This is a genomic window from Sphingomonas sp. HF-S4 (genome assembly GCF_032911445.1).
Lineage (GTDB): Bacteria > Pseudomonadota > Alphaproteobacteria > Sphingomonadales > Sphingomonadaceae > Sphingomonas > Sphingomonas agrestis.
Window position 1 is genome coordinate 2,138,477 of the sequence record NZ_JAWJEJ010000001.1, and the last position, 22,165, is coordinate 2,160,641.

Genomic DNA, 22,165 nt, shown 5'->3' on the forward strand with positions numbered 1-22,165 from the left:
CCGCGCCTTAACCCGCCCGCCTCCGTACTTGCCGCAATCAGCCCCGAATTCACTTGCCCTCGGGCCCCGGCGCGCCCATGTGGCCGGCTCCATGGAATTCCAGAACCTCCCCGCGCTTCTCGCCGAAGCGCTCGCCGCGCGTGAATATTCCGCGCCCACCCCTGTCCAGGCCGCCGTCATCCAGGACGAAGCCAAGGGCCGCGACCTCATCGTCTCCGCGCAGACCGGCTCGGGCAAGACCGTCGCCTTCGGCCTTGCCATGGCCGACGACCTGATCGGCGAGGACGGCCGCGTCGTCCCCAGCCGCGAGCCGCTCGCCCTGATCATCGCCCCCACCCGCGAACTCGCGCTCCAGGTCAGCCGCGAGCTGATCTGGCTCTACGGCCCCACCGGCGCGCGCATCGCCACCTGCGTCGGGGGCATGGACGCCTCGAAGGAACGCCGCCAGCTCAACCACGGCGCGCACATCGTCGTCGGCACCCCCGGCCGCCTGCGCGACCATCTCGAACGCGGCGCGCTCGACCTCTCCGCACTCCGCGCCGCGGTGCTCGACGAAGCCGACGAGATGCTCGACATGGGCTTCCGCGACGATCTCGAGCACATCCTCGACGCCACCCCCAACGAGCGCCGCACCCTCCTCTTCTCCGCGACGATGCCCAAGCCGATCGTCGCGCTCGCCCGCCGCTACCAGACCGACGCGCTGCGCATCTCGACCGTCGGCGAGGATCGCGGCCATGGCGACATCGCCTATCAGGCCGTTACCATCTCGCCCTCGGACACCGAGCACGCGGTGATCAACCTGCTCCGCTTCCACGAGGCCGAGACCGCGATCCTGTTCTGCGCCACCCGCGACAATGTCCGCCATCTCCACGCCACCCTGGTCGAGCGCGGCTTCTCCGCCGTCGCGCTCTCGGGCGAGCATAGCCAGTCCGAGCGCAACCACGCGCTCCAGGCGCTGCGCGACCGCCGTGCCCGCGTCTGCGTCGCCACCGACGTCGCCGCGCGCGGCATCGATCTGCCCACGCTCAGCCTCGTCATCCATGTCGAGCTGCCCCGCGACGCCGAGGCGCTCCAGCACCGTTCGGGCCGCACCGGCCGCGCCGGCAAGAAGGGCACCGCCGTCCTCCTGGTCCCCTATCCGCGCCGCCGCCGCGTCGAGATGATGCTCAAGGGCGCGCGGATCAACGCCGAGTGGATCGAGGCGCCGACCCCCGAGGCGATCCGCGCCAACGATCGCGAGCGCCTGCTCGCCGCCCTCCTCGCCCCCGTCGAGACCGACGAAGAGGACGCCGCCCTCGCCGAGCGCCTGCTCGCCGAGAAGACGCCGCAGGAGATCGCCGCCGCGCTCGTCCATGCCCATCGCGCCGCGATGCCGCAGCCCGAAGAGATGATCGAGCAGACGCCCGACGGCCGCCGCGCCGCGCAGCAGGAGCGCCACCGCCCCGGCTTCGACGACATCGCCTGGTTCCACATGGATATCGGCCGCCGCCAGAACGCCGATCCGCGCTGGATCCTGCCGCTGATCTGCCGCCGCGGCCACATCACCAAGAACGAGATCGGCGCGATCCGCATCGGCCCCAACGAGACCTTCTTCCAGGTCCCCAGCGCCATCGCATCCAAGTTCGCCGCCGCGATCGCCCGCACGCACGAAGGCGACGAGGACGTCAATATCGAGCCCTCGCGCGACGGCCCGCCCCAGCACGGCGGCGGTGGTGGCGGCGGCGCCCCGCGCCACGGCGGCGGACGCCCCTCGCACCACAGCGGCCCGCGTCCGCAGGGCGGCGACGACCGCCCCCGCCGCCGCCAGGACCCCAGCCGCCCGGCCGGCCCCTACAAGGCCAAGCCCCACCGCAAGGGCCCGCCGCAGCGCTGAAGGCCGGCCCGCGCGCCTCCTCTCAACGTGGACAAAGCCTCCCAATTCCTCCCCCGGAGGGGGAGGGGGACCGCGAAGCGGTGGAGGGGTGGTCTCCACAAGCGACGTCGCCCGCGGAGAATACCCCTCCGTCAGCCTGCGGCTGCCACCTCGCCCTCCGGGGGAGGACCAAGTACCGCCCCCTCCAGTGCTCCTGCGAAAGCAGGAGCCCAGAGGCACCGGGCAATTCGCGTATGGCCCTGGGCTCCTGCCTTCGCAGGAGCACGGCACCGAAGCCCGCCCGCGGACCCGAAGGAGAACCCATGCCCACCCCCCGCATCCTCGTCGACGCCGACGCCTGCCCGGTAAAGGAAGAGATCTACAAGGTCGCCTGGCGCCACGAAGTCCCGGTGGTGGTGGTGAGCAACCAGCACCTGCGCATTCCCGCGCACCCGCTCCTCACCCGCCAGGTCGTGAGCGACGCCTTCGACGCCGCCGACGACTGGATCGCCGAGCAGTCCGCCCCCGGTGCGATCGTGATCACCGCCGACATCCTCCTCGCCGACCGCGCGCTAAAGGCCGGCGCCCGCGTCCTCTCCCCCACCGGCAAGCCCTTCACCACCAGCTCGATCGGCAGCGCCATCGCCGTCCGCGCAATTATGGCGGACCTGCGCGCGGGCGGGGACCAGCTGGGCGGGCCCAAGCCGTTCGCGACGGCGGACAGGTCGCGGTTCTTGCAGGCGCTGGATGCGGCGGTGGTGGCAGTTAAGCAGGGTCGGTAGCGCTCGCCTGCTTCCCGCGTCGCAGTTCGTCGATGATATCCTCCATCTCGAACAGCATCGCGCACCCCGCCCGAATCCCGTCGAGATCGTCGTCCGAGGTCTCGCCGAAATGCGCCTTCGCGTGCGCAGCCAACGCAATGAGCTTCGCATAGCGCTCTTCACCAAGCTTCTTGCGGATAACGCCGAAGCCTTCGGTGAGGGCGTGAAACTCGGTAGCGATGTTCTGTCCCAGAAAATAACCTGAGCTGTCGATGAACCTCGGTGCGCTGAGTATCATCGAGCCGATCTGGTCTCGGATTTCACCTGGGGTCTGCGGAATATAAGGCTGGTAAGGTCGCATCGCTGCTACCTCCGCGGACGCGTTATGGCGTAGGAACCACCAGCCTCGGTCGGCCGTACGATGATGACTATGTCAGGCTGAAAGTCGCTGGCGAAGAAACCTCTTATCTGCTTCATTCCAGATGTCTTTCGAGCAAGCGTTGCGTCGAACGCGACGTTCCCCACACGGGAATCGGGAATAGTGTAGGTCCTATCCGACTCACCAGTCTGATATTCTCGCCCAACCACCCGCACGGGGTGGCGCGGATTACTGGTGATCGCAGGGAAACTGTAAAGCTGCCGCAGCTGTTTTCGAACCTGAATATCTATGAAGTTTCCCAAGGCCTCCTGATCCGACAATCTTCCCCTCAGACGCCCCTCTCTCAATGCTTTGAGACCCTGCCTATAAGCCTCATCGACCCTTCTCTGCAGAAATCGGAACGTTTCCACTTGAAGCGGCCTGGGATCGCCGCGCAGGTTATAAAATGCGCGCGCTCGGTCCATCCGCAAGCCATCCAGATAGTTCATCCGACCTTCGAAGGTGGTCGGAAAACTTTCATACACGACATATTTAGGATCTATGCTTTTCGTCTGCGCTATGATCGTCGCAGCAAACTTCTGCGTTAAAGCAACCGTGAGATCATGGGCGGGCTGCTTTGGCCCGAAAAAATGGTCGAACGGAGCTAGAACTGCGCCCCCTACGGCGCCACGCCAGGTCGGAAATACCCGGTGAAGCGTCATAGGATCCTGAAAAGCTTCACTATTGCTCCCGCCTCTCCCGGCGGCGCCCCTTGTCGTCGGACCACCCGGCCGGACCGCGGCATAGCCTCGAAGAGATACGATGACATCAGTCAGCGACCTTGGCCCTCCGGGTGCAAAAGTGAACTGTCCGTTTCGCGGATCGTGATAGGGATTGAATTTGACTTCGACGCCATCTGCCAGCGCCCTCCGGCCCGTTCGCAGATACAATCGAAACGCGGATCGCGTCGGGCTATCGAAACCTAGGGCCGGTCCTTGCATGCTCTGCCCTCCACATCCGGAACAGATCAAGAACAATCCTACAAGTCAAGGATATTCAAGCGGCGACCCGGCGCGACGCGCATCCACTTGCAAATGGAGGATTTCGTCTGCTCGCCTCGGGGCGGGCATTGCTGGCGTGCTCTTTGAGATTATCGGATCAAATACCGATAGACGTGCGGAAAACGCGCAAGGGCCCGAGGCGCGGTTGCGCACCCCAGCTGACGCCTAATCTACGAGCTTGACCGCGAAATAGCCGACCGTCCCGCCGCTGGCTGACGGCACCATCGCGACCATCACGCCGCTGCCGTCCTTGGCGCGCCAGGCCTGCGCCAGCTTCTTGCCCGGATCGGCACCGGGAAGCGCCGCCGCGGTAGCGCCACGCTCGCGGGCGATGTTGTCGATCCGCTTGGCGATCGCAGCCCAGGGCACGCTCTTGTCGACGGTGAACAGCCGCTCGCCGGTGATCGTTGCCTTGCCGCCCGAGACGTCGGCAACCAGCGCGTGGAGGGCGTGCTGCTGGGCAACGGCGGCCCCCTGCTGCGCATTGGCAGGCGCGGGCAGCGACGCGAGGTCGAGCCCGCGGACGAGGCCGAGAAAGGCTAACAGACTCAAGAGCGCCGCTTTCAGCAAGGTTTGTCCTTCATTGCCAAGCTTGCCCGCTTATCGCGGGTTGCTCAACCCAGAACGCACGAAGTTCAGCGCGGTGCCGGGCCGACGGTGAAGGCCTCGGCGCCGCCGGTGTCGGTCAGCGTGCGCAGCGGCACTTCCATCGTCGGCGACGACGTGTCCTGCCCCTCGCCGACATTCATGTTGGTGCTCCACGGATTGCGCACCGTGACCATCCATTCGCCATCGGCATTCTTGGAGATGCCCTCGACGGTGTAGACATGGTTGTCGACCAGCCCGTCCTGCGTGCCTTCGTTGCCGCGGATCTTGTCCCACAGGCTGCGATTCTCGGGCACGGTCCACAAGGTCACGGGGCGATCGTTGCCAAGCGCGGCATCGACTTGCCCGGCCATCCGGTCGAGCGCCGAATTCTCGCTCTCGAAGAAGCCTTCGGAATAGCGGATTTCCTCGCCGCGATCACCGGTGATCGCCTGCATCGCATCCTGCGGCCAGCCGCCGTTCGCGATGGCGTTGTAGCCCTCGGTCAGCCCGTCGGCGGGGTTGCTGTCGTGGATCTTGGCATAGGCGGTCTCGGCGACCGCGGGCCAGATCGGGCCGTCGAGCCCGGTATTGTCGGCGGTCGAGCCGCCCGAGCGCGCGAGATTGTCCTCCAGCTCGGCCTGGGTGACCGTCACCGTCTGGGGATTGCCGCTGCTGTCGTGGAGCTGGACGGTGAAGTTGCCGGTGGCCGGGTTGAACTGGATCATGTTGCGGATCGCGTCGGGCTGCTGCTGCGCCACTGCGCCGAGCGTGGCGACGAAATAGCAGTCGCCCAGCGCATCCTGGCGGATGTCCGCCGCCTGCGGGCCCTGCGCGCCGTAGAGATCGGCGGCGTCGAAACGGACTTCGGCAGGCTTGATGCTCGTCCCGCCGCCGTCGATCGGGATCCGGAATCCCGGAACCGATACCGCGCTGCCCGCGAGCAGCGAATCCATGTTGAAGCGTGACGCAACACTAGCAGCGGCCTCGAGCATGCCGACTCTCCCAATATTTGCGCGACATATGCGCGCGGCGCGGCGCCTGCGCGATAATCGGATCGATTATGGCGCCCACGCCCCACAAACGGCATCTAACCAGCATCCGAACGAAGGACGGCGCGCGATGCAAGTAAACAGAGCAGCCCCCAACACCACGGCGTCCACTCCCCCGTCGACGCCCCCCTCCACTGCCTCACGCGAGGCAGAGGCATATCGTTCGGACTGGCAGTCGCCGCGCGTATCTGCGGCACTGCATTCGGCGCCATCGGTATCCTCATCCCCCCGAGCCGATGGCGCCGACCTGACCCAGCCGCGTCCCGCGAACGACCAGGGCACGCCCTTCGTCGCGGGCAGCGGCACCGTCGCCGAGGCCCAGCCGACGAATCTCGCGACGCTCTCGGCCGTCACCGGCGTCTCGGCCCCGTCCGCGCCGCGCCTTGCCGCGAACGATGCGCCCGATCTCGGCCAGGTCCACACCAATGCGCTGCTCGCCAAGGACGTCTATAACGACGTGCCGAGCCCGCCGGCGGGCTATCGCGCCGCGAGCGATGCCGACCTCGCCAGGCTCGGCCTCACCCAGGAGATGCTCGAGCAGCCCGGCGAAAGCAGCTTCAGGGCCCGGGTGTATGTGAGCGGCGAAGCGGGGCAGGAGAAATACACCGTCGTCTTCCGCGGCAGCCAGTCGGGCGACGACTGGAAGAGCAACGCCCAGCAGGGCATCGGCCTCGATTCGACCCATTATGCCAATGCGCTCGAGATCGGGAAGAAGCTCGCCCGCACCGATGCCGATGTCACCCTGGTCGGCCATTCGCTGGGCGGCGGGCTCGCGGCCGAGGCGGCGATCGCCTCGGGTCGCCCGGCCGATACGTTCAACGCCGCGGGGCTTCACCAGAACACGATCGAAAAGGCGCAGGCCATCGCCGAGGCAGCGGGCCGCGGGACGTCGTCGATCAACAATTACCGCGTCCCCGGCGAGATCCTGACGTCGATCCAGGAAGGCGGCGACCGCGTGATCGGCGCGGGCCTAGGCAGCCTGGTCACCGGCGGCGTCGGCGGCGGGATCATCGGCGGCGCGGTGGTCGACCTGCCCGAAGCCTATGGCGCGCAGCACGACCTCCCCAACGTCCAGCCCGAGGGCAAGCATTGGTGGGACTCGATCAACCCGATCGACCGCCACAGCATGGACTGGGTGCTCGCCGGCACTGCGGCACAGGCAGAGCGCTGAACGGTTGACGCACCGCCAGTAACTGGACGAGGGTGCGGCGTGTGCGGAAATTCCTCCTTTTCAGCCCGGTATTGGCGGTGATGGCGATAGGTTGCGAAGGCGACGCGCAGGCGGGATGCTTCGTGCCTGGCACCGAGTTGCCCACCCGAAAGAATACGCTTACCGATCAACGCCTTGGCGCCGCAGCACGCGATTTCGCCGAGGCGCTGTTCGACGGCGATCTCGCCAGGGCGGCCGATCTGCTTCGCGGCGACCCAGGGCTCGCCCGGCGTCGGGTAGGCGCGCAATACGATATGCTGTCGGTCGCGCTGGCGAGTTGCAGAGTCGAAGCGGTCGATCTCGTCGTCAAGGGCGGCGCGCCGCTCGACGGCGTCGAGGACAAGGGGTTGCCCTTGCGGCTGGCCCTGCGGGCGACCGAACCGAAGTTCGCGCATCTGTTGCTCGAAGCAGGCGCCAGCCCGAATCCGAAGGGGAATCCGAGCGGGCCGTTCCGGACCGCCGTCACGCTCAATTCGCTGGGCGCGGTGCGGATGCTGCTCGATTTCCGCGGCGATCCCGATGTGATGGAAGCGACGGGCAACCGCCCGCTCCACACCGCGCTCGACATGGAGCATTTCCGCATCGTCGAGCTGCTGCTCGACCGCGGCGCCGATCCCTGGGCGATCGACAGCGGCGGCGCCAATTTGGGCACCGCGGCCACCACCAAGATGCTTACCGACTCCGCCGAGGAAGCGCAGGCGCAGCAGCGGCTGGCAGCGCGGCTCAAGAAGCTGGGATGGCCGGAGCCCGTTCCCTCGTTTCGCGAAGTGCGCAACGCCGCGGCGGCGGGGCAATGGCCGCCTGCCGGGACGGGTGCGAAGCCGGTGCCGGCCGAGGTGCTGGCGATCCTCAAGGCGAATGCCCAGCGGGCGAACTGACCTTCGCTCGAAACGAACCGCGGTTGTGAGCCTTAAGCGAACGCCGCCTCGGTAGACAGGCTGCCCAGCGCCACGCCGGCCTCGCGCAGCTGCGCCTCCAACTCGCGCATCGTGCCATCGTACGGCGGCGCGCCGTTGCCAAGCAGCAGCGATACGTCGAGCGCACCCGCGGCGTTTCGAACCAGCCGCGCGCCGGTAGCGGGCCAGGCGCTGTCGCCGAAGGTGACGGTGACTTCCTTGGTGCCCTTGCCGTTCTCGCGTGTCCACAGATCGGCGAGCATCTGCGCGAAGGCGCCGGGATCGACATGCGCGGCGGGCATCGCCGGCATCGGCATTGCCTGGGGCTGGGCATTGCCGGCAAAGCCGAACAACCCATCCTGCCGCTCGCGCGCCTCGCGCTCCTGGCGCAGCGACGCCTCGCGGAAATCGCCCGCTGCCTCGCGCTGCTGGACCGGCACTTCGCCGCGACGATCGGCCTGGGCCAGCCCCTTGCCCAGCTTCGGCGCTTGCGTGCCCTGCTCCTTCACGGGCACTTCCTTGACCTGGAACTGGCTGCGTGCCTTGCCGAGCGCATCCTTCATCGCGCGGACATCGTCGGGCGCCGGCTGGTTGCGGCCCTGAATCGGCGCGCGATCGAGCTGGCGGATCGGCTTGGCTTCCGAAGAACTGACGCGAGTCATCACGACTTCCTTGCTTCGAGAGTGTCGAGCGCGATGCGCTCTTCCTGGCGGCGCTCCCAACGCCGCAATGCCTGCCCGGCATGTTCGGCAAGCCGATCGTGGCGGGCCCGGGCGACGATCATCGCCTTGCGCCGATCGGCCTCGGCCTCGCTGCACAGCCGCTCGGCCTCGCGCGCGTCGTTGAGCGCGCTGCGGGCGACCGAACGGCGGAAATGGCTGCGATCGACCACCGCGAGCAGCCGCTCGGCCTCGGCCGGATCGGTGGCGAGATCGGCATGCGCCTGCGCCATCGCGCTGTCGGCGACTTCGGCGGCGGCATCGGCATCGGCGCGCTCGCGCTCGGCGGCGGCGGTGGCGGCGCGCGCCTCGGCCAGCGCGACCGCGGCACTCTGCATCCGCACCGCGCGCAGCCGGACCAGCGACTTGGCCTGGCGCTGCTGATCGCGCGCAGCCGTCATCCGGCGACCCCGCGCAGCAGCATCAGCGAGGTCTGGAAATCCTCGGAGCGGTTGGTGTCCTGGCGGAGCAACGTATCGATCTCGGGCTTGGCCGCGATCGCGCGATCGGCCAGCGGATCGGCACCCGCACGATATTCGCCGACCTGCACGAGGAACTCGATCTCGGCATGCTTGGCGAGCAGCGCGCGCACCCGCGTCGCCGCGTCGCGATGCGCCGGATCGGCAAGCCTCGGGAACAACCGGCTGAGGCTGCCCAGCACGTCGATCGCCGGATAATGGCCCGCCGCACCCAGCTTTCGCGACAGGATGACATGGCCGTCGAGGATCGAGCGCACTTCCTCGCCGATCGGATCGTCGCCTTCCTCGTCCTCGACCAGCACGGTGTAGATGCCGGTGATCGAGCCGACGCTGTCGTTACCCGCGCGCTCGAACAGCCGGGGCAGCTCGGCGAACACGGAGGGCGGGAAGCCGCGGCGCACCGCGGGCTCGCCCGCCGCCAACCCGATCTCGCGCAGCGCACGGGCAAAGCGGGTAACCGAGTCCATCAGCAGCAGCACGTTACGGCCTTCGCTGCGGAAGCCCTCGGCGATTGCTGTGGCATGATGCGCGGCGCGGACGCGCTCCATCGCGGCACGATCCGAGGTGGCGCAGACGATGACGGCGCGTGCAAGACCGGCCTCGCCCAGCGCATCCTCGATGAATTCGCGCACTTCGCGGCCGCGCTCGCCGATCAGCGCAATGACGATGACGTCGGCGCTGGCGAAGCGCGCGAGCATACCGAGCAGGGTCGACTTGCCGCCGCCCGCCGCAGCGAACACCCCGAGCCGCTGGCCGCGGCCGAGGGTGAGCAAGGTGTCGATCGCGCGGACGCCGGTGGGCAGCGGCGCATCGATCAACGCGCGCTCCATCGGCTGCGGCGCGGGCGCATGGAGCGGCCGGCGCTGGAGATCGGGGGCGAGATCGCCCTTGCCGTCGATCGGCCGGCCGCGCCCGTCGAGCACACGGCCGAGCAACCCTTCGCCCCAGGGCACCAAATCCTCGCCGCTGCGCACGATTACCTCGGCATCGACCGAGAGCCCGCGGACATCGCCAAGCGGCGTCAGGATCGTCGCCTGCCCCGCGATGCCGACGACTTCGACGGGCACGACACGCCCGCTCGACGGCTCGATCACTTCGCAGAAGTCGCCGATCCGGGGGGCAATCCCGGTCACCTTGAGCGTGGTGCCCAATATCTCGACCAGCCGCCCGCGCCGCTCGACAGTGGGGCTGCGCTGGAGCCCGGCGAGGAGTTGGTCGACGGTGGTGAGCGGGCCATCAGCCATGCAGCGTCTCGGCCCACATCCGCTCGATCTGGGCAAGCTGGGTATCGAGCCCGGCATGGGTACGGCCAAGCGCGGTCTCGATCACGCAATCCTGTGCGCCGAGCGACGGATCGGCCTCGACGCTCAGCCCCGTGCGCCCGCCAAGTTGCGCGCGGACCATGTCGACCGCGCCGGGGGCAACGCGGACCACGGCAACGCTGTCCGGCGCGAGCTGCGCAGCGGCGCGCTCGGCGAGTCCCGCGACCATCGTGCCCTCCAGATCGCCGGCGATGCGGCGCACGACTTCGAGCGCGAGCCGGGCGATGTCCTTCTGGCGCTCGCGCTGCAATTCGCTGTCGCGCATCGCGATCCGGAACAGCTCGGCCTGGCGCTCGGTCTCGGCCGCAGCGAGTCCCGCCTCGCGGCCGGCTTCGAACCCTTCGGCCTGGGCCTTGGCGCGTGCCGCCTCGATCGCCTCCTCGGCGCCGCCGCGCAGGCTGCCCGCCTCGGCGAACAAGGCAAGCGCATCCTGCACACGGCCGACATCGCGCGCGGGGACCAGCGGATCGTCGGTCAGCGCGGTAGCGAGCCGATCGGCGTGGAGGACAAGGAAAGTCATGCGCGTCCCCCGGCATCGACCGATGCGGCGATGAACGCGTCGAGCGCCTCACTCGGGCACGAAAGTGCAAGATGGTCGGCACGCCAGGGTAGATAGCCGCGCAGCGCCATCGGCAATTGCGCGCGCAGCAGCGAGAAGCCGTAGATCTCCAATTCGTCCGGCTCGAGCCGGCGCGACGGCGCTGCCGGCATCTCGGGGACCGTGGCGATCGCCCAGTCGAGCAGATCCTCGCCGGCGACTTCGGCGAGCTTGCCGAGCCAGGCGCCGTCGATCGATCCGCCCAGCGCATCGCCCATCCACAGCAAAGCGACGCGCAGCGCCAGCTTGTGCTGCGCGGCCGCCGGCAACCGCAGCCAGGCCGGCGCGCTGGGCAGATCGGTGAAGCACGCCGCGGGATCCTCGCAACCACTGAGCTGCTTCAGGAACAATGCGGCACGGCGCGAGCCCGGGCCGCCCTCGACCGCGACGAGATCGTTGCCGATCGCCGCGAGCGTCGCGCGCTGATCGGCCGCCCTCATGCGCCACCCTCGCGCCGGGCAACCGCGCTGCGCCGCTGCTGCCAGCGCCGGAGACTGGGATAGCCGAGCGCGGCGACCAGCAGGAGCAGGCCGGCGATCGCGATGCCGACGAGGTTCGCGTTGAGCACGTCGCCACCATCCTTGCGCGCCACCGTGGGCAGCGGCTGGGCGGGGAAGGTCTCGACCGAGACATTCTCGTATTTGAGCCCCTGGACCGAATTGACGACCAGCGCCTTCACCTTGCCGACCTGAGTCTCCAGATTGGCGCCGGGGCGGTACTTGATGAACACCGATGCCGAGGCGGGCTGGCCGGTCTCGGAGAGCGGCTTGTCGTCGGGCATCACCAGATGGACGCGCGCCTGGACGACGCCGTCGATCTCCGAGATGGTGTGCGACAGCTCCTGGCTCATGCCATAGACCAGCCGCGCCTTCTCTTCGGTGGGCGAGGAGACCAGCCCCTCGCGCTTGAACACCGTGCCGAGCGAGGCGAATTCCTCGCGCGGATAGCCCTGGCTGTGGAGCACCTCGACCGCACGGCTGAAATCGCCCTTCTCGGTCTGCAGCGTCCAGCCCTTGTCACCGGCCTCGCTCTTGGTCGCGCTGATCCCGGCGCTCTGAAGCACCGCGATCATCTCGTTGGCCTGGGTCTCGGTGAGCTTCGAATAGAGCTCCGCCTTGCCGCACGCGGCGAGCAGCAGGCAGAGCCCGATCAGGGCCGGGCGCATATTGCGGGCAAACTTGCCCATGTCAGTTCTCCACGCGAGAACCCGCCGGGGCGGGCCTCACGATTGCTGGCGGAACAGCTGCTGGATGCCGTCCGAGGTACGGTTGGCGATGTTCGAGGTCAGCTGGCAGTGGAACATGAACTCATGGCACTTCATGGTCAGATCGACCACTTCGCCCGGGGTCATTTCCGATCCGCTCGCCTGCGCGGTCTTGGCATATTCGGACACGCTCTTGGCTTCGCCGTTGACGCGTTCGATCTGGCTGAACATCGCCTGCATCGCCGGCCCCAGCGCGTCCGCGCCGACGCCGCCGCCAGGGCTCATCGCCGAAAGCGAGCCCTGGAAGCTGGTGACGTCAGAGACCGACGCATTCGGGCTAGCCTGAACGAGGTCGGCCGGCATGGGGGCGAAGGCGGAACTCGCCATCGCCCCTGCAATTGCTTCGATCGACATGATCGCCTCCCTTTAGTTCTTGCGGGCCATCGTCTCGAGTGCCTTGCCGACGCTGTCGATCGAGCTCGACGAGCTGTTGGCCATGAACGACATCCGCATCGATTCGGCGGTCAGCTTGGTGATCTGCGAGGGATTGTCGCTGCCGCCATTGCCGACGGCGTCGGACATCTGCTCGATCCGGGTCGCCTGGCTGTCGAGCGTCTTGCCCCAGCTGTCGGCCAGCGCTTCGAACCAGGTGCCGGGCGCCGAGCCCTTGTTCATCCGGTTGCCGGTCAGCGCCGACATCGAGATGTTGGTCAGCCCGTTGGTGATCGAATTCGACATGACTCTTACTCCTTCACTCGTACGATGATCAGAACTTCAATTGCGTCTGGCGGCCGTTCTTCTCGAAGAACACTGTGTCGCCCTGGATGGTGATGAGGCGGTGGCCGCTCGGCATGATCGCCCCCGAGAAATAGCGCGCGCCATCGACGGTCTGGATATACGCCGGGTCGCCCGCGACGACGGTCGAGACCTTTTTGGTGGCATCGGCGATCGTGCGGATCGGCGTGTCGTCGCGCGGCGGGAGGTCGTCGCGGAAGACGAGCCGGCCGAGTTGCTTGACGTCGGTGCGGATCGCCGAAGCGAGCTTGCCGCGCTGGTCGTCGGTCATCCGGGTGACGCGGAGCTCGACCCCGGTGCGCGAGATCGGCCGGCCGACCGCCTCGAGCCCGTGGATCCGCGCGACATCGGCGGCTGCCTGGGCGAGCTCGGCGCTGGTCTGGAGGTTGACCGTCGCGTGAATGCCGCGGTCGCGCAGCGCTTCCTGTGCCTTGGTACGCTCGGCATCGTTGGCGACGACACCGCTGACGATCACCGCGCCGCTCGCCGGATCGTGCATCGTCCGCAGCGCCGAGAGCCCGGCGCCGTTCAAGACATGCTCGGCGCGTGCCGCCTCGTCGCCGCGCAGCCCGAGCGCGTCCATCGTCGGCACCGCGAGCGCCGCGCCCGCTGCCAGCGTGGCGACCGCGCCGATCGCGATCGCGCGCTTCCGGGTGAACCAGCCGCTGACATGACCGCCGGCCTTGCCGAGCAGCGCCATCGCCTCGTCCTGCGCCGAGGGCGGGGGCAGCGGCGGTGCAGGCGTGCTGCCGGCGATCCCGCTCGCCTCGGCCCAGCGCGCGCTCTCCGGGTCGCCCCAAGCGAGTGCGATCCCGCCGATCGAGAAGGGGACATACGCCGGGAGGATCGCGGTCTGCCCTTCGCCCACATGCGAGCCGAGCAGCAGCGCCTCCCCCGTCAGCACGGTGATCTGCGCTCCGACATCACCATCGACCAGCAGGTCGACGGCAATGCCTTTGGTCGCAGGATCGCGGATGACGACATCCTGCCAGAACTGATGGCCGATCGACACGGTTCCGCTCGTCGGCAATTGCTTCTCGGTGCCGGCGAGCCGGCCGTTGAGCACGCGAAGAACGGCAGGCGAGGTCATTGGGCCGGAGCCTCCCCGCTGGTCGTGGCCGGGATCTTGGCGGACTGCTCCCCAGCCGGCATCGGCGCCGCCGCGGCGGGCACCGCGCGCGAGGCGAGCGGGACGAGGCGCGGCGTGATCAGGAACAGCCGCTCGGTATGCCCGCGCGACTTGTTGCGGAACTTGAACAGCTCGCCGAGCAGCGGGATGTCGCCGAGCAGCGGCACCTTGGTCTCGTCGTTGGTCTCGGCATCGATCGTCATCCCGCCGAGCAGCAGGCTCTCGCCGTCGAGCACCATGCCCTGCGTCGCGACGCTGGCGCGATCGACGACGGGGATGTTCTCGACCATCGAATCGGGGCTGATGCTGCCGTCCTCGATGTTGACCAGCACGCGGATGCGAGTCTGGTCGTGGTCGCGGAAGACGTGCGGATTGACGCGCATCACCGTGCCGGCGGTGACGTTGAACAGGTCGACTTCCTCGCGGCCCGCGACCTTGACGTAGAAGGTCCGCGTCCGGTCGAACACCGCCTCGACATTGGACAGCGTCATGATCTGCGGCCGCGAGACGATCCGCGCCGCGCCCTTGTTCTCGAGCGCGGTGATCCGGCCGAGGAACTCGCGCTGGCTGCCGATGATCGTGGAGATCGTCCCGCCCGCGCCCGAGGGCGTGATGTTGCTGACATTGTTGCGCCGGCTGGAGCCCGGGATCGGGAACAGCCGCGTGTCGGACTCAGAGCCGTTGCCGAACAGCGCGCCGAAGCCGCCGCTGCCGAAGCGCCAGTTGATCCCGAGGCGCTGGAGCTTGTCGACGTTGATGTCGATGATCGTCGCCTCGATCTCGACGATCTGCGGCTCGACGTCGAGCGCGCGGATCAGCGAATCGTACGCTGCCATGCGTTCGGGGACATCGCGCACCACGATCGCGTTGAGGTACGCGCTCGGCTCGATGCGGACGACGTCCTGGGTGAGCGGCGCGGCGAGGCCCATGCCATCGCCGCCGCCGAGCACGTCGGTCGCGGCATAGGCGCCGGCCTGCGATCCGTCGGGGGCGACCGAGTCGAGCCCCTGCCCCTTCAGCCGCGGCTGGGTCTGGCGGACGAGCCGCGCGCCGAGCGACGGGACGATCGCGCTGCCGCCGGGCTTCTGGTCGAGCACGAGGTTCTGAAGGATCGAGGCGAGGCCGGGCACGCGCGTCTCGCGGCCGCCGGCGGTGACCAACGTGTCCTCGGCGCGGGCGTAGCGCAGGTAGAAGACGCGGAATTCGATCGGCTGGCTCACTGGCCCGCGCGGCGCATCATAATAGCCGCCCCGGCCGCCGCCGGCACCGGGATAGGCGCCGCCGGGTGCCGCCGGGGCGCCATCGGCCAGCCCGCCCTCGCCGCGCGCCATCGTCGTCACCTGCTCGATGAAGCGCGGGGTACCGCTGACGACGAGGCCGTCGGTGGTGACGCGCAGCATGTTGCGCCGGTCGGGCAGCCGCTGCGCGCGCGCCTGGCGCGACACGCGCTCGGCCGAGGCGCGGTCGAGCGGCAGGTTCTGCACGCCCAGCTCGGTCGGCGCGTACACATAGATGGCGGCGCCGTCATAATAAGAGATCAGGCTGAACGCCTTGGCGATGTCGCCATAGATCTTCTCGACGCTCCCCTGGAACACGCCGTTGACGGTACCCGTCAGCTTGGCGCTGGGCACCACCGGGCGCCCGACCTTGCCGAACAGATCGCGCAGGAACGCCGCGATCGGCTGGTCGCGCGCGACGATCGATATCTGCGCGTTCTGCGCAGCCGGCGGCGGCGTCTGCGCATGTGCCGCGAAAGGCACCGGCAGCGCGGCCATGGCCACGAGCAGCATCGACGGATTCTTGTACAGCTTCAATCAGCCCTCCGTTGTTATTCCGCCGCCAGCGCGGCCTGCGACTCTTCCGCCAAAGCCCCTGGCGGGAGTCCGATCTGGCCGACCATTTCCACCGAAGTGGTCGGCGAGAGTTCGTTGAAAGCGAGCACCGGCAGCTCAAACAGGTCAGGCTCGATTAGTTTCCGCACCGCGCGGCGCACCTCGAACGAGGTGACCAGCGCGTTGGCGCCGGTCTCGCCTGCAGTGCGCCCGATCGTCGCGACCAGCTCGCGCGCCACCTCCGGCTTGACCGCGAGCCGCTCGACGCCGTCGACCAGACGAGTCGCCTCGCGCACCAAAGTCTCCAGCTCGGGCGTCACCACCAGCGCGCGAATGCCGCCGCCCTGCGACACCGTGTCGAGCAGATAGCGCTTGAGCGCTATGCGGGTCAGATCCGCGATCCGCGCGACCTCGCGCTCCTGATTGGCAGCGTCGGTGAGCCCTTCGAGCACGTCACGCATGTTGCGCAGCGGTACTTCTTCCTCGGCAAGCCGGCGCAGAACGTCGGCGATGCGGGCAGCAGGAACCGCGCGTACGGCTTCCTTGACCACCTCGGGATAGTCGTCGCCGACGCGGTTGAGCAGCCCGACGGCTTCCTGCACGCCAAGGAAGCGCGACAGATTGCGGCGGATCAGCCCCTCCACCGCGGCCACCACGGTCTCGGCATCGCTGCCTTCGCCCGCGCCGACCGAAAGCTCGAACGCGAGCAGCCGCCAGGCACGCGGACCATCGGGTGCGAGGAAATGGATCGCCAACTTGGGAAGCGGCACGCCGCTGCGATATTGCAGCCGTTCGAGCATCGCGGTGAGGCCCTTGGACAGCTCGGCCTCGTCCTCGACGCTGGGCTGCGGGCCCGAGAGCTGGAGGAGCAGCGGCACCACGGCCTTGGGCGCTTCGGGCTCGGCGAGCAACGTCACCGCGCGCGGCGCCTCGCGCCCGCCGGTCAGCAGCTTCCGCATCGGACCCGAATGGCGGACCATATGCGGCTTGAGGCGCGGATGCAGCGCCGCGCCCGAGAACAGCGACACGAAGCCCAGGACGATGAACACCGCGGCGGGGAAGCCGGGGATCAGCGCCATCAGGAAGCAGATCCCGCCGACCGCGAGCAGCACGCGCGGATTGGCGACGAGCTGGCGGTGCATCGCCTGGCCGAGATTGGAATCGGTCTCCTCGTCGGTCGAGCGGGTGACCATCAGGCCCGCCGCCATCGCGCCGAGCAGCGCCGGGATCTGCGCAACCAGGCCCTCGCCGATCGTCAGGATCGAATATTTGGAGGTGGCGGCGCCGATCTCCATGCCCTGCTGCATCACGCCGATGGCGAGGCCGCCGATCAAATTGACGATGACGATGACGACCGAGGCGATCGCATCGCCCTTCACGAACTTCATCGCGCCGTCGAGGCTGCCGTGGAGCTTGCTCTCGAGCTCGAGCGTACGGCGGCGGCGGCGCGCCTCGTCCTTGTCGATCAGCCCCGAGCGCAGATCGCTGTCGATCGACAGCTGCTTGCCGGGCATCGAATCGAGGCTGAACCGCGCCGCGACTTCGGCGACGCGCTCGGCGCCCTTGGCGATGACGATGAACTGGACGATCGTGATGATCAGGAACACCACCAGCCCGACGACGATGTTGCCGCCCGCGACCATCGTGCCGAAGGTGTGGATGATGTCGCCGGCATGCCCCTCGACCAGGATCATGCGCGTGGTGGCGATCGACAGCGCCAGCCGGAACAGCGTCGAGATCAGCAGGATCGACGGGAAGGACGAGAAGTCGAGCGGCCCTCTGATGTAGAGCGTCGTCAGCAGCAGCATCACCCCGAAGGTGATGTTGACGCCCACCAGCATGTCGATCAGCAGCGTCGGCAGCGGCAGGATCATCAGCCCGACGATCGCGATCACGCCGACGATCAGGAACAGGTCCGCGATCCGCGCCGAAAGCGGCTGCGGCTTGGCTGCGTTGCTGCTGGCGAGATACCGCTCGACGCTCATGGCCGCCTCAGCGCGCCCTGCCCGACTGCGCGGCCTGGTAGCGGCCGACGACCTTCTTCACATAGGCCTGGGTCTCGCGATAGCGCGGCACCTGGCGTCCGGCCTTGCGTACTGCGCCAGGGCCGGCATTGTACGCCGCGACGACCAGCGTCACATCGTTGCCCAGCTCGCCCTGGAGCTGCTTGAGATACTTGGCGCCGGTGTGCATCGCGAGCACCGGATCGTCGAGCAGCGCCTGCGGGTTGCGCACGCCCAGACCCCGCGCCGTCGCCGGCATCACCTGCATCAGCCCGAGCGCGCCCTTGTGCGACACGGCACGCTGGCGCCCGGCCGACTCGGCATGCACCATCGAGGCGAGCAGGTTCGGATTGATTCGATATTGCGCGGCCACCGAATGGATCAGCGCGTCGTTGGCGCCGCTGCCGCCGCGCGAGCGCACCGCCCGCGTCGCCTGCGCCAGCCGCTTCCGGAAGCCCGGCATGCTGATGCTCACCGAACTACGCTCGGGCAGCACCACGGGCTGCGCCTCGGTACGCACTTCGTCGGCCGGCTGCGGCCCGCAGAAGCGCAACGCCTCAACATAGCGCGTGCCGATCGCCCCGGCATTACAATTACTTGCCTGTGCCGATGTAGCGGTAATGGCAGCGCCTCCGAACGCAACTAGTTTCAATGCGAAACCCAGTGTCGGGGCAGAATTTGAAAAGCGCATACACGATCTCCCTGCAAGCCCATCGGGGCGTTGCTGACGATCGTTTGGCGCACATGTCGGTCCTGCGATCCGGACTTTAGATCCGGCCAGTAAAGGCTACCCCGATTACTCGCTTCGAACACCCCCCGATTTCTTCAAGTTGTCGCGGATTTGAACCGATCCGTCCCGGCGACATGGCGGTTCGTCGCGGAGCCCTGGGTCATACCGTATTCGAAACAATCGGCAGAATGCCGTCGCAGCTTCAGTGATTCGGGACCAAATCATTACCAATTTACTTCGCTTTAGTGACGATTCCTACCATCGCCGGTGAGTTGACCTGAGGCGCGCCTTGCACGAAAAGGCCCGCGTTTGGCACGCACTTGGTCCTGCGCTCCTAACGCTAGAAACTTTGCTTGCCGCGCCTCACCGGGTGCGGTCGGCAGGCGCATCCGGCGCTCTCCTCTCGTCCGTCGTTCGGGCGAGGTGCGTATTGCCCGGAGGTGCGATTGGCCGAGAAGAACAACGGCGGCGACAAGACTGAAAAGCCGACTCCAAAACGGCTTCAGGATGCGCGCAAGAAAGGCGACATCGCCAAGTCGCGCGACATCACCGCGACTGCCACGCTGTTCGTCTGGCTGCTCGTCCTGCTGTTCGGCGCGGGCTATGCTGGAAACCAGGTCGTCGCATTGTTCGACGAAGGCTTCGTGCTGATCAGCGGCAACGCCCCCTTCCACACCGCATTGTCCCAGCTCGGCTGGAGCGCGATATGGGCGCTGCTCGGCATCACCGCGGTGGCGCTGATTCCCGCCGCGGTTACCGGAGTGCTCAGCGAGTTCCTCCAGGCCGGCGGGGTGTTCACTACCGAGAAGATGAAGCCGACGCTCGACAAGATGAACCCGGTCGAGGGCTTCAAGCGGATGTTCAGCGTCGACAATCTCGTCGAACTGGCCAAGACGCTCGCCAAGGTTGCGCTGATCGTGTTCGTCGTATGGCTGGTGCTGCGCGGTTCGCTGGCCGACATCATCGAGCGCACCGGTCCCAGCCTGCTTCCCGTCGCCGACACCGATGGGCGCTCGGCCGCCGCATCGATCCTGCTCTATACAGGCGGGCTGGTGCGCACCGCCCTGCTGTGGACTTTCGGCGTGTTCCTGCTCGTCGCGGTGCTCGACATGGCGTGGCAGAAGCACAGCTACATCAAGAAGCTGCGGATGAGCATGCGCGACATCCGCGAGGAATCGAAGGAGAATGAGGGCAACCCCCTCATCAAGTCGAGCCGCCGCCAGCTCCACGAGGAATGGGCCAGCCAGAACGCGGTCGGCGCCACGCGCGACGCCAACGTGCTGGTGGTCAATCCCACCCATATCGCGATCGCGATCGCCTATGACGAGGCGAACTGCCCGGTGCCGATGATGACCGCCAAGGGCGAAGGCCCGCTCGCTGCGGCGATGCGCACCGCGGCAGAGGAAGCCGGCATCCCGATCATCCGCCACGTCCAGGTCGCCCGGAAACTCTATGAGGACGGCGCGCCCGACGAACTGATCCCGCGCGACATGTTCGATGCCATTGCCCAGATCATCCTCTGGGCGAAGCGCGTCCGCGACGGCCAGACCGCTCCCGACCTTACCGAACCTGAACTCACGAGGCCCCATTGATGGATTCGACGATCGGCGCTGCACTTTCCGGACTGCTCGGGACAATCATTGCGCTCGCGGTGGTGCTCGGGCTCGCCTGGGTCAGCCTGCGCGCGCTCCGGAAATGGCAGGATCGCGGGCTGGGCGGTCGCGACGGCGGTGCCGAGCGCCAGATCCGCTTCGTCCGCGCGTTGCCCGTAGGTCAGCGCGAACGGCTCGTGCTGGTCGAGGCCGAGGGCGAGTTGATGCTCGTCGGGGTCACCTCGGGATCGATCTCGCTGCTGCGTAATTGGGGAACCGGCGCTTCCCCCGCGCAGCCTGTTGAGGCAGCGCCGCCGGCATCGGAGACGATCCAGTGAACGTGCGTTCCGACCTCCGCGCCAACCTTCGCGCGATCGACTCGCCCAGGGCGCAGTTGCAAACCACGCTGATCGGCGCCCTCAACCGGCGGCTGATCGACGCGCTCCAGACCAGCGTGCGCATCGCCACCGAGCGCGACCGCCGCGCCGCGGTGGCATGGATCCAGTTCCGCAGCGGCGAGCATCTCGTCCAGGTCGCGCCCTTGCTCGTTGACGGCGCGCTCGCCCGCGTCTCGGGCGCGCAGGGCAGCGTCGATGCCGCCGCCGCCGCCGCGACGCTCGGCCGGATCGAGCCGCTGGTCGGCGCGCTCGAGCTGGTGCTCGGCTGCGAGCTCCAGCCCGCCGGGCTGCACAAAAGCTATACCGGCGATCCCGTATTGCTCCGGCTAGATGCGACCACCGGCAACGGCGTGATCCAGCACCGCTTGCTGCTGGCGATCCCGCCCGACACGGCCGTCGAGCCGCTCGCCGAGATCGCGCTCGCCGCCACCGCGATCGGCGGATTGCGGCTGCGCTGGACCGCGCGGTTCGACGGGCCCGCAGTGCGCGACAGCAGCCTTGCAGCAATATCTCGCGGCGACCTGTTATTACTGGGAACCGGGGCACGGGTCGCGAAGTTGTCATTGCCGGGTCGAAACGATGCGCCACGTGCGCGAATTGCGTTCAACGAGGGGGTGCTCGTTTTGCAGGATGATGCCGCAATGGACGGTGTGCACGATGCGTCTGCTTCCGCCGCCGGCGGCGGCGAAGGCGGATGGGCCGATGTCCGGCTGCCTACCACGATCGAGATCATCGGATCCGGGATGACCGCCGCCGAGCTGGCGACGCTGGGCAAGGGCAGCGTGCTTCCTCTGCCCGCCGCGGGGGGCACGCTGCCCGTCCGGCTGATTTCCGGCGAGCAATGCATCGCCGAGGGCGAGATCGTCGCGGTCGGCGACGGGTTCGGCGTGCTGATCACCGGAGTCACTGCCGACGGGGACGCGTGATGGAACTCTCGACCTTCACGCCCGGCTCGGCGCTCGTCGTCGTCGTCGCGCTGGCGCTCGCGCCGTTCTTCGCGGTGATGGTGACGTCGTTTACCAAGATCGTGGTGACGCTCAGCCTGCTCCGCAACGCGCTCGGGCTCCAGCAGGTGCCGCCCAACATCGTGCTCAACGGGCTTGCGCTGATTCTGACGCTCTACGTGATGTATCCGGTCGGCCAGCAGGTGCAGGACGCCATCGCGCAGCGGCAGGTGGAAGGCAGCGCGATGCAATCCACTGAGGGGATCAGCACCGCGATCGACGCCGGCAAGGAGCCGCTGCGCGCCTTCCTGATCAAGCATAGCGACGCCAACGAGCGCGCCTTCTTCCTGCGCACTGCGCAGCGCGTCGGCGATCCGCAGCACGCCCAGGCGATGACCGATCGCGACCTGATCATCGTCATTCCCGCCTTCGTGGTGAAGGAGCTGAGCCTGGCGTTCCAGATCGGCTTCCTGATCTTCCTGCCGTTCCTGGTCATCGATCTCGTCATCTCGAACATATTGCTCGCGATGGGGATGATGATGCTGTCCCCGACCACGATATCCCTGCCGTTCAAGCTGCTGCTGTTCGTGCTGGTCGACGGCTGGGTGAAGCTGAGCCACGGGCTGGTGCTGTCCTATGCCTGAG

At 67.9% G+C, this 22,165-nt stretch carries 24 protein-coding genes; 8 read left to right on the plus strand and 16 right to left on the minus strand.

Translation table 11 applies throughout. The features are described from left to right. Positions 1–91 precede the first annotated feature (91 nt). Both RZN05_RS09420 and RZN05_RS09425 read left to right on the plus strand, forming a co-directional pair. Positions 92–1,873: a DEAD/DEAH box helicase gene (locus tag RZN05_RS09420; RefSeq protein WP_317226358.1), complete on the plus strand. Its 1,782-nt coding sequence runs from the start codon at positions 92–94 to the stop codon at positions 1,871–1,873. Positions 1,874–2,175: 302 nt separating this feature from the next. Further along, positions 2,176–2,634 (plus strand): YaiI/YqxD family protein, encoded by a 459-nt coding sequence (locus RZN05_RS09425; RefSeq protein ID WP_317226359.1) that lies wholly within the window; start codon positions 2,176–2,178, stop codon positions 2,632–2,634. Here the strand turns inward: RZN05_RS09425 and RZN05_RS09430 are convergent. From RZN05_RS09430 to RZN05_RS09445, 4 genes are all read right to left on the minus strand, one after another. After that, positions 2,618–2,974: a hypothetical protein gene (locus RZN05_RS09430; RefSeq protein ID WP_317226360.1), complete on the minus strand. Its 357-nt coding sequence runs from the start codon at positions 2,972–2,974 to the stop codon at positions 2,618–2,620. The genes RZN05_RS09425 and RZN05_RS09430 overlap by 17 nt on opposite strands. Positions 2,975–2,979: 5 nt before the next feature. Next, positions 2,980–3,693 carry a hypothetical protein gene (locus RZN05_RS09435; RefSeq protein WP_317226361.1) on the minus strand — a complete coding sequence of 238 codons (714 nt, stop codon included), beginning with the start codon at positions 3,691–3,693 and terminating at the stop codon, positions 2,980–2,982. Between the two features lie 504 nt (positions 3,694–4,197). Beyond that, positions 4,198–4,584, minus strand: coding sequence for a hypothetical protein (locus RZN05_RS09440; protein WP_317226362.1), 387 nt, complete (start codon positions 4,582–4,584; stop codon positions 4,198–4,200). 83 nt (positions 4,585–4,667) lie between these two features. After that, on the minus strand, positions 4,668–5,573 hold the full coding sequence (locus tag RZN05_RS09445; RefSeq protein ID WP_317226363.1) for a C2 family cysteine protease: 906 nt from the start codon (positions 5,571–5,573) through the stop codon (positions 4,668–4,670). A gap of 166 nt (positions 5,574–5,739) precedes the next feature. Between RZN05_RS09445 and RZN05_RS09450 the strand changes: the two genes are divergently transcribed. Both RZN05_RS09450 and RZN05_RS09455 read left to right on the plus strand, forming a co-directional pair. Further along, positions 5,740–6,840, plus strand: coding sequence for a hypothetical protein (locus tag RZN05_RS09450; RefSeq protein ID WP_317226364.1), 1,101 nt, complete (start codon positions 5,740–5,742; stop codon positions 6,838–6,840). Between the two features lie 41 nt (positions 6,841–6,881). Continuing rightward, positions 6,882–7,757: an ankyrin repeat domain-containing protein gene (locus RZN05_RS09455; protein WP_317226365.1), complete on the plus strand. Its 876-nt coding sequence runs from the start codon at positions 6,882–6,884 to the stop codon at positions 7,755–7,757. A gap of 32 nt (positions 7,758–7,789) precedes the next feature. Here RZN05_RS09455 and RZN05_RS09460 read toward each other — a convergent pair whose 3' ends face one another. The 12 genes from RZN05_RS09460 to RZN05_RS09515 are packed head-to-tail and all read right to left on the minus strand — an operon-like array spanning position 7,790 to position 18,508. Beyond that, positions 7,790–8,437, minus strand: a complete 648-nt coding sequence (locus tag RZN05_RS09460) for a hypothetical protein (protein ID WP_317226366.1) — start codon at positions 8,435–8,437, stop codon at positions 7,790–7,792. Further along, positions 8,437–8,895: a hypothetical protein gene (locus RZN05_RS09465; RefSeq protein ID WP_317226367.1), complete on the minus strand. Its 459-nt coding sequence runs from the start codon at positions 8,893–8,895 to the stop codon at positions 8,437–8,439. The genes RZN05_RS09460 and RZN05_RS09465 overlap by 1 nt, the downstream gene beginning before the upstream one ends. Continuing rightward, positions 8,892–10,217 (minus strand): FliI/YscN family ATPase, encoded by a 1,326-nt coding sequence (locus RZN05_RS09470; protein WP_317226368.1) that lies wholly within the window; start codon positions 10,215–10,217, stop codon positions 8,892–8,894. The genes RZN05_RS09465 and RZN05_RS09470 overlap by 4 nt, the downstream gene beginning before the upstream one ends. After that, on the minus strand, positions 10,210–10,815 hold the full coding sequence (locus RZN05_RS09475) for a FliH/SctL family protein (RefSeq protein WP_317226369.1): 606 nt from the start codon (positions 10,813–10,815) through the stop codon (positions 10,210–10,212). The genes RZN05_RS09470 and RZN05_RS09475 overlap by 8 nt, the downstream gene beginning before the upstream one ends. Continuing rightward, the gene (locus RZN05_RS09480) at positions 10,812–11,333 is read right to left on the minus strand and encodes a hypothetical protein (RefSeq protein ID WP_317226370.1); all 522 of its coding nucleotides are present in this window, start codon (positions 11,331–11,333) and stop codon (positions 10,812–10,814) included. Before RZN05_RS09480 ends, RZN05_RS09475 begins: the two co-directional genes overlap by 4 nt. After that, positions 11,330–12,079 carry a type III secretion system inner membrane ring lipoprotein SctJ gene (gene sctJ / locus RZN05_RS09485; RefSeq protein ID WP_317226371.1) on the minus strand — a complete coding sequence of 250 codons (750 nt, stop codon included), beginning with the start codon at positions 12,077–12,079 and terminating at the stop codon, positions 11,330–11,332. The genes RZN05_RS09480 and sctJ overlap by 4 nt, the downstream gene beginning before the upstream one ends. Before the next feature lie 36 nt (positions 12,080–12,115). Continuing rightward, complete coding sequence (locus tag RZN05_RS09490; RefSeq protein WP_317226372.1) at positions 12,116–12,511, minus strand: hypothetical protein; 396 nt, start codon at positions 12,509–12,511, stop codon at positions 12,116–12,118. A gap of 12 nt (positions 12,512–12,523) precedes the next feature. Beyond that, a complete protein-coding gene (locus RZN05_RS09495; protein ID WP_317226373.1) occupies positions 12,524–12,835 on the minus strand; it encodes a hypothetical protein in 312 nt (103 codons plus the stop codon). 28 nt (positions 12,836–12,863) lie between these two features. Beyond that, complete coding sequence (locus tag RZN05_RS09500) at positions 12,864–13,982, minus strand: SctD/MshK family protein (protein WP_317226374.1); 1,119 nt, start codon at positions 13,980–13,982, stop codon at positions 12,864–12,866. Continuing rightward, positions 13,979–15,835 carry a type III secretion system outer membrane ring subunit SctC gene (gene sctC / locus RZN05_RS09505; protein ID WP_317226375.1) on the minus strand — a complete coding sequence of 619 codons (1,857 nt, stop codon included), beginning with the start codon at positions 15,833–15,835 and terminating at the stop codon, positions 13,979–13,981. Before sctC ends, RZN05_RS09500 begins: the two co-directional genes overlap by 4 nt. 14 nt (positions 15,836–15,849) lie before the next feature. Beyond that, positions 15,850–17,838, minus strand: a complete 1,989-nt coding sequence (locus RZN05_RS09510; RefSeq protein ID WP_317226376.1) for a flagellar biosynthesis protein FlhA — start codon at positions 17,836–17,838, stop codon at positions 15,850–15,852. A 7-nt stretch (positions 17,839–17,845) separates the two neighbouring features. After that, a complete protein-coding gene (locus RZN05_RS09515) occupies positions 17,846–18,508 on the minus strand; it encodes a lytic transglycosylase domain-containing protein (RefSeq protein WP_317226377.1) in 663 nt (220 codons plus the stop codon). A gap of 524 nt (positions 18,509–19,032) precedes the next feature. Here RZN05_RS09515 and RZN05_RS09520 point away from each other — a divergent pair. From RZN05_RS09520 to sctR, 4 genes are read left to right on the plus strand one after another with little or no spacing between them, the layout of a single operon-like run. Then, positions 19,033–20,178 (plus strand): EscU/YscU/HrcU family type III secretion system export apparatus switch protein, encoded by a 1,146-nt coding sequence (locus RZN05_RS09520; RefSeq protein ID WP_317226378.1) that lies wholly within the window; start codon positions 19,033–19,035, stop codon positions 20,176–20,178. Then, on the plus strand, positions 20,178–20,516 hold the full coding sequence (fliO, locus tag RZN05_RS09525; protein WP_317226379.1) for a flagellar biosynthetic protein FliO: 339 nt from the start codon (positions 20,178–20,180) through the stop codon (positions 20,514–20,516). The genes RZN05_RS09520 and fliO overlap by 1 nt, the downstream gene beginning before the upstream one ends. Continuing rightward, a complete protein-coding gene (locus RZN05_RS09530; RefSeq protein ID WP_317226380.1) occupies positions 20,513–21,502 on the plus strand; it encodes a FliM/FliN family flagellar motor switch protein in 990 nt (329 codons plus the stop codon). Before fliO ends, RZN05_RS09530 begins: the two co-directional genes overlap by 4 nt. Continuing rightward, positions 21,502–22,164: a type III secretion system export apparatus subunit SctR gene (gene sctR, locus RZN05_RS09535; protein ID WP_317226381.1), complete on the plus strand. Its 663-nt coding sequence runs from the start codon at positions 21,502–21,504 to the stop codon at positions 22,162–22,164. Before RZN05_RS09530 ends, sctR begins: the two co-directional genes overlap by 1 nt. Position 22,165 lies beyond the last annotated feature (1 nt).